15 protein-coding genes are annotated in these 15,174 nt (G+C 73.8%); 9 read left to right on the top strand and 6 right to left on the bottom strand.

Annotated features, from left to right (window positions below):
* Positions 1-66: 66 nt before the first annotated feature.
* Positions 67-1,704 carry a RecQ family ATP-dependent DNA helicase gene (locus N8J89_RS14220; RefSeq protein WP_283664816.1) on the bottom strand — a complete coding sequence of 546 codons (1,638 nt, stop codon included), beginning with the start codon at positions 1,702-1,704 and terminating at the stop codon, positions 67-69.
* A complete protein-coding gene (locus tag N8J89_RS14215; protein ID WP_283664815.1) occupies positions 1,701-1,856 on the bottom strand; it encodes a hypothetical protein in 156 nt (51 codons plus the stop codon). The genes N8J89_RS14220 and N8J89_RS14215 overlap by 4 nt, the downstream gene beginning before the upstream one ends.
* Before the next feature lie 128 nt (positions 1,857-1,984).
* Between N8J89_RS14215 and N8J89_RS14210 the strand changes: the two genes are divergently transcribed.
* From N8J89_RS14210 to N8J89_RS14195, 4 genes are all read left to right on the top strand, one after another.
* Complete coding sequence (locus tag N8J89_RS14210; protein ID WP_283664814.1) at positions 1,985-3,217, top strand: cytochrome P450; 1,233 nt, start codon at positions 1,985-1,987, stop codon at positions 3,215-3,217.
* Positions 3,218-3,278: 61 nt separating this feature from the next.
* On the top strand, positions 3,279-5,282 hold the full coding sequence (locus tag N8J89_RS14205; protein WP_283664813.1) for a M6 family metalloprotease domain-containing protein: 2,004 nt from the start codon (positions 3,279-3,281) through the stop codon (positions 5,280-5,282).
* Positions 5,264-5,683, top strand: coding sequence for a hypothetical protein (locus N8J89_RS14200; RefSeq protein ID WP_283664812.1), 420 nt, complete (start codon positions 5,264-5,266; stop codon positions 5,681-5,683). The genes N8J89_RS14205 and N8J89_RS14200 overlap by 19 nt, the downstream gene beginning before the upstream one ends.
* Positions 5,680-6,228 carry a TlpA family protein disulfide reductase gene (locus N8J89_RS14195; protein WP_283664811.1) on the top strand — a complete coding sequence of 183 codons (549 nt, stop codon included), beginning with the start codon at positions 5,680-5,682 and terminating at the stop codon, positions 6,226-6,228. Before N8J89_RS14200 ends, N8J89_RS14195 begins: the two co-directional genes overlap by 4 nt.
* Before the next feature lie 7 nt (positions 6,229-6,235).
* On the opposite strand, the gene N8J89_RS14190 is transcribed toward N8J89_RS14195, so the two are convergent.
* The gene (locus N8J89_RS14190; protein WP_283664810.1) at positions 6,236-6,694 is read right to left on the bottom strand and encodes a hypothetical protein; all 459 of its coding nucleotides are present in this window, start codon (positions 6,692-6,694) and stop codon (positions 6,236-6,238) included.
* Between the two features lie 132 nt (positions 6,695-6,826).
* On the opposite strand from N8J89_RS14190, the gene N8J89_RS14185 reads away from it, so the two are divergent.
* The 3 genes from N8J89_RS14185 to N8J89_RS14175 are packed head-to-tail and all read left to right on the top strand — an operon-like array spanning position 6,827 to position 11,457.
* Positions 6,827-10,480: an ALF repeat-containing protein gene (locus tag N8J89_RS14185; protein WP_283664809.1), complete on the top strand. Its 3,654-nt coding sequence runs from the start codon at positions 6,827-6,829 to the stop codon at positions 10,478-10,480.
* Positions 10,481-10,506: 26 nt separating this feature from the next.
* Complete coding sequence (locus N8J89_RS14180; protein ID WP_283664808.1) at positions 10,507-10,779, top strand: hypothetical protein; 273 nt, start codon at positions 10,507-10,509, stop codon at positions 10,777-10,779.
* A 57-nt stretch (positions 10,780-10,836) separates the two neighbouring features.
* Positions 10,837-11,457, top strand: a complete 621-nt coding sequence (locus N8J89_RS14175) for an FKBP-type peptidyl-prolyl cis-trans isomerase (protein ID WP_283664807.1) — start codon at positions 10,837-10,839, stop codon at positions 11,455-11,457.
* A gap of 7 nt (positions 11,458-11,464) precedes the next feature.
* Here the strand turns inward: N8J89_RS14175 and N8J89_RS14170 are convergent, their stop codons facing one another.
* From N8J89_RS14170 to N8J89_RS14160, 3 genes are all read right to left on the bottom strand, one after another.
* Positions 11,465-12,553, bottom strand: a complete 1,089-nt coding sequence (locus N8J89_RS14170) for an isoaspartyl peptidase/L-asparaginase family protein (RefSeq protein ID WP_283664806.1) — start codon at positions 12,551-12,553, stop codon at positions 11,465-11,467.
* An 84-nt stretch (positions 12,554-12,637) separates the two neighbouring features.
* Positions 12,638-13,156 (bottom strand): hypothetical protein, encoded by a 519-nt coding sequence (locus tag N8J89_RS14165; protein ID WP_283664805.1) that lies wholly within the window; start codon positions 13,154-13,156, stop codon positions 12,638-12,640.
* Positions 13,156-13,428, bottom strand: a complete 273-nt coding sequence (locus N8J89_RS14160) for an alpha/beta fold hydrolase (RefSeq protein ID WP_283664804.1) — start codon at positions 13,426-13,428, stop codon at positions 13,156-13,158. The genes N8J89_RS14165 and N8J89_RS14160 overlap by 1 nt, the downstream gene beginning before the upstream one ends.
* Before the next feature lie 380 nt (positions 13,429-13,808).
* Here N8J89_RS14160 and pgl point away from each other — a divergent pair, with 380 nt between their 5' ends.
* A complete protein-coding gene (gene pgl, locus N8J89_RS14155) occupies positions 13,809-14,552 on the top strand; it encodes a 6-phosphogluconolactonase (RefSeq protein WP_283664803.1) in 744 nt (247 codons plus the stop codon).
* A 3-nt stretch (positions 14,553-14,555) separates the two neighbouring features.
* Positions 14,556-15,083: a hypothetical protein gene (locus N8J89_RS14150; RefSeq protein ID WP_283664802.1), complete on the top strand. Its 528-nt coding sequence runs from the start codon at positions 14,556-14,558 to the stop codon at positions 15,081-15,083.
* Positions 15,084-15,174 lie beyond the last annotated feature (91 nt).

The following is a 15,174-nucleotide window of genomic DNA, read 5'->3' as shown; positions in this document are numbered from 1 at the left end:
CGGTGACGGCCTCGCCCCGGCGCGATCCGCCACGGACGAGGCCGTCCGCCGGGCCGGGTCGCCGTCTCAGTCCGCCGCGCTGAGCAGGTTCCGCTCGCGCACGGCCGCCAGGGACAGCGTCTTGTAGCCCTGCTCGTCGAACAGCACGGTCAGCCGGTCCCCCTCGGCGGAGACCACCACGCCGTGCCCCCACTCCCGGTGCGCCACCGCGCTGTTGGGCGGGAACTCCGCGTCCTGCGCCGGTCGCGGCTCGGCCACCCCGCTCAGGCAGTTGTCGCAGGCACGGCAGCCGCCCTCGTGCGGTTCGCCGAAGTAGCCGAGCAGGTACTGGCGGCGGCAGCCGGTGGTCTCGGCGTAGCCGCCCATCATCCGCACCCGGGACCGCAGCAGCCGCTGCCGCGCTTCCGCCGTGGCCGTCGCCTTGGCCACCGCCTGCGCCGGGGTCAGCCCGGGGTCGGCGTACTCGACGTGGCCGTCCGCGCCGGCGCTGACCGCTCCCGCCTCCTCCAGCAGGTTGATCGCCCTGGTGCGCCGGGCCGGGGGCAGTTCCTCGGGCTCGCCGGGCGGTAGCGGGCCGTCGTGGTCCTCGATCGCCCGCGCCACCTCGGCCAGGGTGTCCGCCGGCGGCGGGCTGCTGGTCAGGAACCGTTGCAGCGCGGCGTCTCGCGGGCGGTGGAACAGGACGACCTCGGCGGGCTCGTCGTCCCGGCCGGCCCGCCCGATCTGCTGGTAGTAGGAGTCCACCGACTCCGGCATCGCCGCGTGCAGCACGAACCGCACGTCCGGGATGTCGATGCCCATGCCGAAGGCCGAGGTCGCCACCACCACGTCCAGCTCGCCCGCGGTGAACCGCTCCTGCACCTGGTCGCGGTCGGCCGCCTTCATCCCGGCGTGGTACCCGGCGGCCCGCACCCCGGCCGCGGCCAGGTCGGCGGCGTACTGCTCGGCGTCCCGGCGGCTGGCCGTGTAGACCAGACCCCGGCCGCGCACCGGCTCGGCCGCCCTGGCCAGCACCGCGGCCCGGCGGGCGGCCTCGTCGGCGCAGCGCCGCACGGACAGGTTCAGGTTGGGCCGGTCGAAGCTGGTGACCACCTCGCGGTGCTCGCGCAGGCCGAGGCGCTGCGCGATGTCCGCGCGCACCGGCGGGGCCGCGGTGGCGGTCAGGGCCAGCACCCTGGGCCGTCCGAGCCGGGCGATGACCGGGGCCAGCCGCAGGTAGTCCGGCCGGAAGTCGTGGCCCCAGGCCGAGACGCAGTGCGCCTCGTCCACCACGAACAGCGACACCCCCAGCCCGGCCAGCTCGGCCACCAGGTCGTCCTTGGCCAGCTGCTCGGGCGCGAGGAACAGGTACTCGGCCTCGCCCTCACGCAGCGACCGCCAGGCCTGGTCCCGCTCGGCGGCCCGCAGCGCGGAGTTCACCGCCACCGCCGCCGGTGCGGCACTGCCGGCGATGCCGTCCACCTGGTCGCGCTGCAGGGCGATCAGCGGCGAGACCACCACGGTCGGCCCGTCCAGCAGCAGCGCGGGCACCTGGTAGATCGCGGACTTCCCCGCGCCGGTGGGCAGCACCGCGAGCACGTCGTGCCCGGCCATCAGCAGCGCCATCGCGCGCAGCTGCTCCGGGCGCAGCTCCGGCCAGCCGAACTTCTCCGCGGCCACCCTGCTCAGCTCGTCCTCGTACTCGTGCTCGGCGGAGGTGGTCACCGGCGCGGCCACCAGGCGTGCACGTCACCGGCGGGCAGCCGGACGCCGTCCTCGCCGGTCCACTCGCGGGAGGCCGCCACCGCGGCCAGTCCGGGAGCCATCAACGCCCGCCCGTCAGGACCGCTGGTGGCGGGCGGCCTGTGCGCGCGCATCCTGGCGCGGCAGCTCGGCGTGCTCGGACATCCTCGCTCCTTCCCTGGTAGGGGTGCGTTCCGACTACCCCCGCGCCACCCTGACAAACGGCAGGAATCGATCGCGGCACAGCGGGCACTCCCCTCCCATGCGACTTCTCCAGGCACCGCTGACGGACAACTCGGCCGCCCTGCTCGTCGAGGGCTACGCCTGGCTGCCGGACCGGCTGCGCGAGGCCGACGGCGCGGTCGTGCGCACCCGGCTGATGGGGCAGCCCACGCTCTGCCTCACCGGTCCGGAGGCAGCCCGGTTCTTCTACGACGAGCACAACATCCGCAGGCAGACCGCCATCCCGGGACCGGTGCAGAGCACCCTGTTCGGCCACGGCGCGGTGCACACCCTGGACGGGGCGGAGCACCGCTGCCGCAAGGACCTGTTCCTCTCCGTGGTCGGCCCGGGCACCGCAGCCGATCTGGTCGAACACACCAGCACCGCCTGGAAGCAGGAAACGGAATCCTGGCGGAGCGGCCAGCGGATCGTGCTGTTCGAGGCCGCCGCCAGAGTGCTCACCCAGGGCGTCTGCCGCTGGGCCGGGATACCGCTGGGCGAGGCCGAGACCCCCGCTGTGGCCCGCGACCTGACCGCCATGGTCGACGGCTTCGCCACCCCGGGTCCCCGGCACTGGCGGGCCCGGCGCGCCCGCGCCCGCCAGGAGGAACGACTCGGGCAGCTGGTCACCCAGGTCCGCGCGGGCGCGGCGCCCGCGCTGCCCGGCTCCGCGCTGCTGGCCGTGGCGAGCCACCGGGACGCCGACGGTCAGCCGCTGGACTCCCGGCTGGCCGCGGTGGAGCTGCTCAACATCATCCGGCCGACCGTCGCGGTCAGCTGGTTCGTCACCTTCGCCGGGCACGCCCTGCACCGCTGGCCCCAGCACCGGGAACCGCTGCGCGCGGGCGAACCGGGCTACGCCACCGCCTTCGCCCAGGAGCTGCGCCGCTTCTACCCCTTCGCCCCGTTCCTCGGCGGCCGCGCCGCCCGCGACCTGACCTGGCGCGGCGAGCGCATCCCGGCCGGGGCGCTGGTGCTGCTGGACCTCTACGGCCAGAACCACGACCCCCGGCTCTGGCCCGACCCCTACCGGTTCGACCCGGCCCGCTTCCTCGACCGCACGATCGGCGAGTTCGAGCTGGTCCCGCAGGGCGCGGGCGATCCGCGCACCGGCCACCGCTGCCCCGGCGAGGCGTTCACCCTCGGGTTGCTGGAGGCGCTGACAACCCGGCTGGCCCAGGCCGACTACCGGGTGCCGCCCCAGGACCTGCGGATATCGCTGCGCCGGGTGCCCGCGCTGCCCGCCAGCCGGTTCGTGCTGATCCCGGACTGAGCGGGACACAGTCCCTTCGGCGGCTGGGTTGCGTGCCAGCGGGTTCCTAGGATCCGGGTTCATGCAGCTACGTCGTCGTTTCCGGGTCAGGCGAACCGGAGCCCTCGTGCTGGCCGTCGCCCTGTCGGTGTCGGTGGCGGGCACGGCCGCCGCCGCGCCGGCCGGGTGGGGCTCGCCGGTGTCCCTCGCGCCGATCGACCCGCAGCAGTGGGAGAACCCCGCTGACATGACGTGGTCGGACTACAAGAAGCCGCCGGGCACCGACTGGGCGAACCCGGCACGCAAGCCGACCAAGCGGATGTTCAAGGGCGCGCTCGTCCTCGTCGACTACCCCGACCAGCCCTTCGCGGTCACCCAGCCGCCGAAGTCCACCGTCTTCGGCAACCCCACCCAGCTGGCCAACAACATCCCGCGCGCCCAGGTCGCGCAGTTCTACCAGGACTTCCTCAACAAGCCCGGCAAGATCAACAACGGGCACACCATCAACGAGTACTGGATGGAGGACTCCGGCGGCCGCTTCGGCGTGGACCTCAAGGCCTTCGGCGCCTACCAGCTGCCCGGCAAGTCCTACGAGTACGCGATGGAGTTCCAGGGCTCCGGCGCCTGCCCGGCCGGGTCCAGCTGCACCAAGGACCTGCGCACCGACGCGGGCAAGGCCTGGCGCGACGACGTCGGCACCGAGGTGCCCAAGGGCTTCGACTTCGTCTTCTTCCTCTCCGCGGGGCAGGACGAGTCGGGCACCTGGCAGGAGTTCGGGCCGATGATGTTCGACAAGAAGGAGGACGTGCCGGACTCCTTCGGCCCGCCCGACCCCAAGCTGCCGAACTGGGCGAAGACCCGCTACGTGGAGTGGACCTCGTGGAAGGCCGCGGCCTCCATCTGGCCCAACGCCGGCGGCGGCTCCTCCACCCAGGCGGAGAGCTCGGGACAGGGCGTGTACGCCCACGAGTTCAGCCACATCCTGGGCATCGGCGACAACTACAACAACCCCTTCGGCAACCCGCCGGTGCGCGCCTACAGCGGACCGTGGGACATGCTCAGCCGCGGCACCTTCAACGGCCCCGGCGGCACCCACACCCGCTGGTTCATCCCGCCGACGGCCGGGGCGTCCATGGGCGCGCAGCACATGCTGCGCAACAAGATGAAGCTCGGCATCGTGGACGAGGCGCACGTGCTGCGGCTGGACCGCGGCACGCTGACCGGCTCCGGCCTCGCGGTGGCCACGGTGACCGCCCGCGCCGCGCAGCCGGGACCGGGCGGGCTGGCCGGGATCAACGTGGTCATGCCCGGCGGGGACAAGGCCCCGGCGTGCAGCCAGGCCAAGGACCCGTTGTGCGACGGCCGCGGCTACCAGAACTACACCCTGGAGGTCGTGGGCCGGATGGGGTCGGACTCCTTCACCCCGGACAGCGGCGTGCTGCTGGCCAAGACGAAGAACGCCGACGCCGCCCCGTTCAAGTGGGTCATCGACGCCAACCCGCAGGACATCAACCTGGTCGACTACTACAAGCCGGACGGCACCCCGGTGAAGGTCACCGTGGGCGACCCGCGCCAGCTGGCCGACGCGCTGCTCAAGGCGGGCACCGGGTCCAAGTCGATCTACGAGTACACCGACACCCACAACCGGCTGCACTTCTACGTGCTCGACATCAAGCGGGACGCCCAGGGCGTGCTCTCCTACACCGTCGCGGTCCGCTCCCTGGACGGCGCTGGCCCGCACACCCGGGGCGTGAAGCTGGACAACGCCCGCACCGGCTGGGTCGGGCACCGCGGCGCCACCGCCTGCTCGTTCCCGCTGACCAACACCGGCAAGGCCAGTGGCACCCCGGCCGCGCACCTGCGCTCGGACGTCTACCGGCTCAAGGCCGAGGTCAGCGGCGCGGGCTGGCAGGTCCAGCTGCCCAACGCCCTCGCGACGGCGAAGTTCGGCGAGAAGGCGGACGTGGCGGTCAACGTGGAGCGCACCACCGCGAAACCGGTCGAGCCCGCCACGGTCAAGCTGACCGCGACCTCGGAGGCCGACCCGAGCAAGACCGCGACGGCGACGTGCACCGTCCTGTCCTGATCCTGCTCACCGCACTGGTGGTGGCGGGCTGCGCGAGCACGCCCGCCACCACCGCCGCGCCGGTGAAGCTGCTCGTCCGGGACGGGGCGATGCGCGAGGTGGGCGCCGAGTGCTCCGGCACCGGCGCCTACCAGGCCATCCACCCCAAGGCCGGCTACCGCGTGCAGGACGCCGGGGGCAGGCAGCTGGCCGAGGGCACGCTGCCGCCGGGCAAGGCGGTCAAGGCCATCGAGGAGCAGCTCGACGTGCCGAGGGAGCCCACGTTCTGCCAGGTCGAGTTCACCGCCGAACTGCCCGCCGCCGACGGCTACCGGCTGCTGGTCGGCGACCTGCCGCCGATCGAGCTGGCCCGCGACCCGAGTCTGGGCGAGCGGGCGCCCCTGGTGGGATTGACCACGTGAGAACCATTCTGTGCCTGCTGCTGGCGGCGCTGCTGACCGCCTGCACCGCGACCCCGCCGCCCGCGCCCGCGCGCGGCGGGGCCTCCGCACTGCCCGGCCCGCTGCCGCCGGGAGTCACCTTCCGCCCGCCGCCACCGGAGGCGGGCGCGGCCCCCGACTTCACCGTGCCGCTGACCGACGGCACCAAGGTCACCGCCTCCACGCTGTGGCGGGACCGGCCGCTGGTGGTGGTGTTCTTCAGCTCCTGGTGCGCCAAATGCGGCACTGAGCAGCGCAAACTCACCGAGCTGGCGAACACCTACCGGGACAGGGTGGCCTTCCTCGGGGTCGCGGCCAGGGACACCGAGGCCGACCTGCGCGGCTACCTGGACCAGCACCAGGTGCCCTACCCGGTCGGCCACGACGACCAGCAGCAGACCGTCGGCCGGAGCTACGCCGTGGCCGAGCCGCCGCTGCTGGCCGTCATCGCCCCCGGCGGCACCCTGGCCAAGGGCCTGACCTCGGCGAACGCCGTGGAGACCGCGGTGCGGGACCTGCTGGGCTGAGCCGCGCTCAGGGCTGGGTGCGCAGCTCCAGCAGGGTCCCGCCGTCGCCGTTGTTCACCGGGTTCCACCGGTTCGGGGTGATGGGCGAGGTGCTGGTGACGTCCTTGACCCGCACGGTGACCGACCCGCGATGGCTGTCGCCCTTGACCGAGTACACCTCGGGAATGTCCATGCTGACAAATCCGGCACCCGGCCCCGCCGCGAAACAGATCGGGTCGGTGAATGCGGAACTGCTGAGCACGATCTGGTTGGCATGCCCCGGCACGCAGGTGGTCAGCAGAATTACGCCATTGCCCTTCAACAGCCGGATACCGCGCTCGGCGAAAATCTTGTCCGCGCCCGGATAGGCGTAGTCCTCCTCCATCGGTGGCGGGTTGTCCGCCGCCACAGCGAGTCCGGCCGTGCCCAGAATTGTGCCGGAAACAACCGCGACCACGGAATAGGCCAACCGCAGTAATGCTCTCATGACAAATGTCCTCAATTTCTCTGGATGGAGGTAGTAGAGCTTTTTGCCGCACCGCGAACCGATACTGACTTCATTATGAAAGCTATAACACGTGCAGCCGTCCTGGCGACGGCGCTGACAATGGGCGCGGGCTTGCTGGCGCCACTACCGGTTAATGCCGCACCGGCCCCGGTCCATTCCCGCGCGGAAGTGCTGGCCGCCTACCGGGCCGGCGGCCAGGTCACCGCGCGGGCCGCCGAGGCCGCGCTGCTGGGCAGCGAGGAGGACGTGCGGCGCTTCCTCACCGAGCAGCGGCCGGTGGCCGCCGAGCACGACGCCCGGATCGAGGTCACCCGGCTGCTGGCCGCCTCCGGACCCGCCGTGCGGGCGGCGGCCGACACCGCGCTCAACGGCGGGTTGGCCGAGCTGCGCGCCTTCCTGGACTCCGGCTGGCAGCAGCCGCACCACAACGACCAGCGCAGGCTGGTCAACCAGCTGATCGCCCGCGGCGGCACGCAGCTGGCCAAGGCCGGGCAGGCCGCGCTCAACGGCACGGACGCCGACGTCGAGGCGTTCCTGTCCACCGGCCGGGTGGTCGCCGAGGACCAGGACAACCGGATCCGGGTCAACAAGATCCTGGCCGCGGCCAAGGAGGGCTCCGCGGTCCACGTCACCGCCCAGCGCGCCCTGGACGGCGGCGCGGAGGACATCCGGGAGTTCCTGCGCAGCGGCTGGCAGGTCGCGGTGCAGCGGGATGAGGAGACGCTGACCGTCGCCGGGCTGGCCGAGCTGGCCGCCGACGCCCAGGTCAGGGCCGCCGAGCAGACCGACATCGCCAAGGACAACGCCGACCAGGCGCTGGCCGCCGCGCGCAAGGCCAAGGAGGCCGCCGAACGGGCCGCCGCCGAGACCGCCGCGGCCCAGGGCGACGCGCGCAAGGCCGCGCAGGCGGCCGGGCGGGCGGCCACCGCGGCCCAGGGCGCGGCCGCGGCCGCGCAGACCGCGATCAACGCGGCGGGCCGGGCCAACGCCGCGGCCAGGGTCGCCGCGAACGCCGCCGGGCAGGCCGCCATCGCCGCGTCCATGACCGAGCGCGCCGCGGCCAGGGCGCAGGACGCCGCCGCGGGCGCGGCCAGGGACAAGTCCAAGGCGTACGCGGCCAGGGTGGCCGCCGAGCAGGCCAGGGACGTGGCCAAGTCGGCCAAACAGGCCGCGGCGGCCGCCGACGCCGCCGGTCGCGCGGTCGCCGAGGCGGGCAAGGCATCCGAGGCCGCCCGCGGCGCCAGCGGGCACGCCGACGCCGCGGCCAAGGCCGCCGAGGACGCGGCCGCCGCGGCCAGGCGGGCCGGCGCCAGCGCGGCCGAGGCCGAACGCGCCGCGGCCAGGGCCCGCCAGGCCGCCGCCGAGGCAGCCCGCGCCGCCGGCCGCACCCAGGCACTGGCCGAACAGGCCGCGCGAGCCGCCTTCGACGCCAGGGACGCGGCCAACTCCGCCGCGGACCACGCCGAAGCCGCGGCCGAGGCCGCGATCGCCGCCGCGGACGCCTACGAGAACGCCGAGGCCGCCGCCCGGCGGGCAGCCACCGCGGCCACCGAGGCCGATCGCGCCGCCCAGCAGGCGAAGTCGGCCGCCGACCAGGCGCACCAGGTCGCCGCGACCGCCAGGGCCGCCGACGACGAACGCGTGAAGCAGCAGGAGTCGCAGGCGGTCCGGGACGCCGAGGAGGCCGCCCGCGCCGAGGCCGAGGAGCGGGACCAGCGCCGCTGGCAGGGCGGTCAGGCCGAGACCTTCGACCAGGAGACCCAGCGCCTGCTCACCGAAGCCGCCAAGCAGGGGCCCGACGCCCTGCGCGACGGCCGCGCGGCCGCGCTGCGGCTGCTCACCAGGGGCGGTCCCTGGGCGCGGACGGCCGCCGTCACCGCGCTGAGCGGCCCCGACCCCGCGGTGCGGCTGTTCGTCAGCACCGCGCTCGGCCAGGCCGTGGAACAGGACGACCGGGCCGGGCTCGGCATCATCGCCGGGGCCACCGACCGGCCGGCCCAGCAGGCGGCCGCCTTCGCCACGCAGACCGGAACGCATGAGCAGGTCAAGGAGTTCCTGCGCCTGCGGAACTACCCCGGAAAGGTGAACGACGACCGCAAGCAGGTCAACCAGGTGATGGCCGCGGCCGGACCGGACTCGCTGGTGCACAGCGCGGGCAACGAGGCCCTCAACGCCGACTCCAGGGGCGATGCCGAGGCGCTGCACCGGTTCCTGGAGACCGGCAGGTTCACCGCGGCCAAGGCCGAGGACCGCAGGCAGGTCAACAAGATCCTGGCCGAGGCGCAGCGGGACGGCCTGCGCGAGGTCGCCGCGGGCGCGCAGGCCGCGCTCTCCGGCCCGGACAGCTACGTGACCCGCTTCCTGCACGTCGAGCTGCCCCAGGCCAGGCTGCGCGACGCCGACAGCGCCACCCACCGCGCGCAGATCGACAGCTACCTGGCCAGGGCCGACCAGTCCTCCGCGCTGGCCAGGCAGAACGCCAACCTGGCCGCCGAGCACGCGGCCATCGCCCGCCAGGCCGCTGACGAAGCGGCGCGGTGGGCGGCCAAGGCCCAGGAGTCGGCAGAGCAGGCCAAGATCGCCGCCGACGCGGCCAAGGCCTCCGCCGAGGCCGCCCAGCGCTCAGCCGACCAGGCCGCGCAGTCGGCCAAACGGGCCCGCGACGCCGCCGCCAACGCGGCCAAGAGCGCCCGCAGCGCCGACGCTTCGGCCGCCCGCGCCTCGGCCTCGGCGACCAGGGCGAACACCGCGGCCGCCGCGGCCCAGCGCGCCGCCGAGGCGGCCCGCGCCGACGCCATCCAGGCCGGCAAGGACGCCGAGGCGGCCGAACGCGCCGCCCAGGAGGCCAAGGACGCCGCGGCCCGGTTCCACCAGGTCGGCGAACAGCGGGAGAACGTCGGCGAGGTCCCCAAGGAGAACGAGGTCAGCCCCTTCGGCATCGAGAAGGTGCCGGAGAACATGAAGGACACCCCGACGGTCGACCCCAAGTCGGCCCGCTGCTGGGGCAGCGGCCTCGGCTTCGGCGCCAGCTCGGCGACCTGCTTCTACAAGGTCGACCACCACATCACCGGCACCCTGCGCTTCTTCACCTTTGACTGCCCGCCGGGAGCCACCGGCAAGGGGCAGTGCCGCCGGGTGGAGGTGGGCACCAGCCCGATCGACTTCCACTACACCACCGAGCAGGTGTTCAACACCGCCGTGGTCGCCGGTCAGGTGCTGCTCGCGCTGGCCAAGGGCATGATCGACGACTTCGTCCGGTGCGCCACCGACACCGGCTGGGGCCAGGCCGAGGCGTGCGCGTGGGTCGCGGCCTCGGTCATCCCGCCCGCGCGGATCCTCCGCTCCGCCGAACTGCTGGCCTACTCGGCCAAGCTCGGCAAGCGCACCGACACCGAGTTCTCCCTGTTCCTCCTCGACGGCAAGTCCGGTATCGACGCCGTCCTGGACAAGTCGGGCTACCTGTCGCTGGCGGTGGAGAACACCACCGGCCTGAAGGGTCTCGGCGGCAAGCTCTTCACCTCCGCGATGGACCACTTCGGCGCGAAGGTCAAGGCCGTCGACGGCGCCTGGTTCGCCGGCGGGAAAATGTCCGACAACATCGACAAGTTCAACGAACTGATCAAGAAGGGCAAGTCGCTCGACGACGCGGCCCGCGGCACCTTCACCGGGAACATGGCGGGCAAGTACGGCTTCAACAAGGTCGAGTTCCTGGAACGCGAGGGCCCGTTCGGCGAGTACACCAAGGTTGTGGTCCGGTTCTCCTGACCGGCGCGCCAGTGAGGAGACCGATCGTGACCACGCGGGAACCCGACCGGATCGAGGTCGCGGCTGAGCTGCTGCGCGCGGCGAAGGCCGAGGGGGCGGGCGCGGTCGAGCTCGTAGCGCTGCTCCGGCAACGGCTCGGCGAACTGCCCACGATGGTGTTCATCGGCTCGTTCCGGCAGGCCTTCGGCATCCCGCTCAAGGTGTTGCTGGAGGCCGAGACCTGGCAGGGCTTCCACCAGCCAGGACCGCTCAACCTGACCGACGAGCAGTTCACCCGGCTGCTCTCGCCGTGGATCTGAGCAGCGCACGGCCCCGGACCGCCACCCGGCGGGCCGGGGCCGTCTAGGCTGCGTGCCGTGTCCACTTCTCACACGACCTCCCGGGTCCGGCTGCTCGCCCTCGGCGCGGTGACCGCGCTGGGCCTGCTCGCCGGCTGCACGCCCAGCGAAGAGCCCGCCTCGCCGGAAGAGCTGGCCAAGGCCAACCAGACGCCGACCTCGGCCACCAGCGCCGCGGCCCCGAGCTCCAGCACCGCGCCGAAGCCCACCGGCCCGGCCTGCGCGCTGGACGCGTTCAAGGTCGAGGGCGCGCCCGGCGCCAAGCCCACGGTGACCGTGCCCACCGGCTGCTCCGCGCCGACCGAGCTGCTGTCCAAGGACATCACTCCAGGTAACGGCCCCGAGGTCAAGGCTGGCGACTCGATCGAGGCGCACTACCACCTGACCACCTTCTCCGACCGCGCCTTCAAGCAGTCCTCCTACGACGCGGGCAAGCCGTTCCCGGTGCAGGTCGGCGCGGGCCGGGTCATCCCGGGCTGGGACAAGGGCCTGATCGGGGTGAAGGCGGGCGCCCGCCGCGTGCTGGTGGTGCCGCCGGACCTGGGTTACGGCGCGCGCGGCCAGAGCGACATCGGCCCGAACGAGACCCTGATCTTCGTCATCGACGTGCTCAAGGTGACCCCGGGCTCCGGTTCCTGACCTGACCTCAGCGGTTGGCCGGGGTCTCGTCCAGGAACACCTTCGTGACGACCCGGCCATCCGCGGTCAGGTAGCCGTGCAGCATGCCCGGCGTGCTGTGCGGCGCGTCGAACTCCCCGGCCCGGTTCAGCGCGATCACCCCGCCCTGGCCGCCGAGCGTGGGCAGCCGCTTGACCACCACGTCGAAGGCGGCCTCGGCCAGTGACCGCCGCCCGAACTCGACCAGGTTCGAGATGGTGCCCGCGGCCGCGCCCCTGATGAACACCTCACCGGCCCCGGTCGCGCTGACCGCGGCGGTGTCGTTGCGCGCGTAGGTGCCCGCGCCGATCACCGGCGAGTCCCCGAGACGACCGGTCATCTTGTTGGTCAGGCCGCCGGTGGAGGTGGCCGCGGCCAGGTCGCGGGACCGGTCCAGCGCGACCGCGCCGACCGTGCCGTGCGCCTGCGGGTCGGCCAGGTCCCTGGTCGCCGGGTTCTTGGCCTTCATCAGCTGGTCCCAGCGGGCCTGGGTCCAGTAGTAGTCCTGGGTGACCGAGGGCAGGCCGTTGCGGGCGGCGAAGTCGTCCGCGCCCTCACCGGCGAGCAGCACGTGCTTGCTCTTGTCCATCACCAGCCGCGCCGCCGAGATCGGGTTGCGCACGTTGCGCACCCCGGCCACCGCCCCCGCGGCCAGGTCCTTGCCGCGCATGATCGAGGCGTCCAGCTCGTGCCCGGCGTCCTCGGTGAACACCGCGCCCTTGCCCGCGTTGAACAGCGGGTCGTCTTCCAGCACCTTGACCGCGGCCTCCACCGCGTCCACGCTGCTTCCCTTGCCCTGCAACACTTTCTGCCCCGCCCGCAGCGCGGCGGTCAGGCCGTCCCGGTAGGCCTTCTCCACCTCGGGCTTGGTGTCCTTGCGCACCAGGCCGCCGCCGGCGCCGCCGTGCACGGCCAGCACCACGTTCCGGGCGTCCGGAGCGGGCCGTCGGCCCTCGGCTTCGGCGACCTCGACCTCAGCCCCGCTCGGCGCGGTCGTCCGTTCGGGCAGGGCGCTGCTCTGCGGCCCGACCAGCAGCAGCGCGGCCGCGGTCAGCACTACGGTGGCTCGTCCTCGCATGACGGTGTCCCCTCCTCGTCCAGGCTGTGCTTCCTGCCTAGGTCCAGCGGGGGCGCGGCGGCACCGGCCGTTGGTCGGTGCCGCTCACTCGGCCGCGGCGCAGCGCGCGCCCTCGGCGGGCAGCCCGCCAGCAACAGCCTGGGCGCGGTGGTCAGCCGGGGCTCGCGCTGCGGGCTGGTGGCCGGGGGCGCGCCGAGGCAGCCGGTCACCGCCAGCTGCCCGGCCAGGGAACCCCGCAGGCGCGGCGCGATCCGGCGGGTCAGCTCGGTGATCCGGGTCAGGTCGGTGAGCGAGCGCACCCGCCCTGACGTAGTCGGCCAGCTCCGCCCATGCCGGGTCGCGCAGGTGCATGAAAGCCCGCTCGGTCAGCTCGGCCGAGGTGAGCGACCGGCCGGGGTCGGCGGGGTCCCTGACCTCGCCCCGGTCGGCCCGCGCCAGCAGGTCGTCCCACTCCCGCAGCAGGTTCCGGCCGTGCAGGGCGCAGCTCGCGGTGCGCTCGCACCAGCGGACCCACTCGTGGAAGGAGTCCTCGGCCGCGGCGGCCTCGGTGGCGGCGACGGCAGTCGCGCCCAGGCTGTGGTCCATGCCCGAGTCCAGGACCATCACCCGGACCCGGTCCGCGCCCGGCAGTCGGCCTGGACCTCCCGGTTGAAGGCGACCAGCCGGTCGAACTCCGCCTGCGTCCCCGGGTACCGCGAGGGCTGGCGCTGGAGCAACTCCGCCGAGCAGCGCACCGGATGGCTGCGCGCCACGCCCCTCGGGTCGAACCCGACGATGTCGAAGCGCCGCAACACCTCCGGGCTGAACGTCGAGTCGGCCCGCAGGGCGAAGCTGACGCCCGAGCCGCCAGGGCCACCGGGGTTGAACACCAGCACGCCGATCCGCCGCGCCGGGTCCAGCGCCTTCCGCCGGGCTACCGCGAGATCGAACTTCGCGCCGCCGGGCTCGGCCCAGTCGACCGGCAGCCGCAGCGCACCGCACTCGACGGTCTTGTCCTCAGGGCATGGCGCCCAGGCGATGCTCCGGGCCGGGCCGCGCGCCCGCCGTGCCGGTGGACAGCAGCAGCGCCGAGCCGGTCAGCAGCACGCCCAGCGCTCGGGTGGTCGACCGCATCGAGTCCCCCTTCCTCGTGGTGACGATGACCGCACCGACGCTCGCGCACCAGCCGGGTCCCCGTCTGCCACCCCGGGGATGATCCGCGACCCCGGTCCCCTACGGGCTCACTCCGTAGGCCGATAGGGCAGGATGGATGACCATGAGCCGACCGCAGGTAGTGGTGCACGCCAACCAGGAACTGCTCGCCGCCGCGGCCGCCGCGCGCCTGGTCACGGCGCTGGTGGACGCCCAGTCGGCGCGCGGCTCGGCCTCGCTGGTGCTCACCGGCGGCCGCACCGGCAACGCGGTGCTGGAGCAGGTGCGCCAGCTGGCCGCCAGGGACGCGGTGGACTGGGGCCGGGTGGACATGTACTGGGGAGACGAAAGGTTCTTGCCGGCCGGCCATCCGGACCGCAACGAGACCCAGGCCCGCGCCGCCCTGCTCGACCACATCCCGGTCGAGGCGGCCCGCGTGCACGCGGTCGAGCCCAGTGACGGCCGCTTCGGCGACGACCCGGACGCCGCGGCCGCCGCCTACGCCGAGGTCCTGGCCAAGGCCGGTGCCGCCGTGCCCGCCTTCGACGTGTGCCTGCTGGGCGTCGGCGAGGAGGGCCACACCGCCTCGATCTTCCCGGACTCCCCCGCCGTGCACGAGACCGAGCGCACCGTGGTCGCCGTCCGCGACTGCCCCAAGCCCCCGCCCACCAGGGTCAGCCTGACCCTGCCCGCCATCCGCGCCGCCCGCGAGGTCTGGCTGATGACCACCGGCGAGGCCAAGGCCGACCCGGTGGCCCAGGCCCTGACCGGCGTGTCCGAGGTCGACATCCCGGCTGCGGGCGCCCGCGGCGCCGAACGCACCCTGTGGCTGCTGGACCGGACCGCCGCCGCGCGCGTCCCCGCCTGACCCATGCCCTACCCCGGCGCGCACCCCGATCACGAGCAGCTCTACCGCCGCTTCCCCCGCCTGGCCTACGCGGTGATCATCACCGTCCGGCTCGTCGCCGGCCTCCTCGGCCTGACCCTGCTCACCCTGTGCGCCCTGACCTTCCGCGCCGAGCCCGCCCCGCTGCACGGCCGGGCCACCCTCGCCGAACCCTGCGCCACCGGCCTCTGCGCGGTCACCGTCACCTGGGACGACCGCAGCACCGAGCGCGGCAACCTGAGCCTCACCCGCTCCCAGCGCGAGGCCGACGACATCGAGGTGTGGGGCCGGCAACCCAGCCTGTGGGGCCGCACCGAGCTGTCCACCGCCCCGATGGCCCCGCGCGGCCCGCAGTGGGGGCTGCGGATCACGTTCCTGCTGGTCGGCGCGCTGTTGGTGGCGCTGGGGGCGTCCAGGCGGTTCGGGCCCGCGCTGGCCAGGCGGCTCAACCCGGCCGGGTGGCGGCGCGCCCGCCGTTTCTACCGAAGTGGTGGACCTCGGGTGGAACGCTGACCCGTGAGTATGGCGCGCATTGTGACTACAACGCGATTTACGGTCTCCCTTGCACGCGGTACTTCATCACATGAATTTCCGATTGAATGCA

This window comes from Crossiella sp. CA-258035, assembly GCF_030064675.1.
Classification (GTDB): Bacteria; Actinomycetota; Actinomycetes; order Mycobacteriales; family Pseudonocardiaceae; genus Crossiella.
Note: the sequence above shows the minus strand (reverse complement) of the source record. Positions and strands in the feature narration are given on the sequence as shown.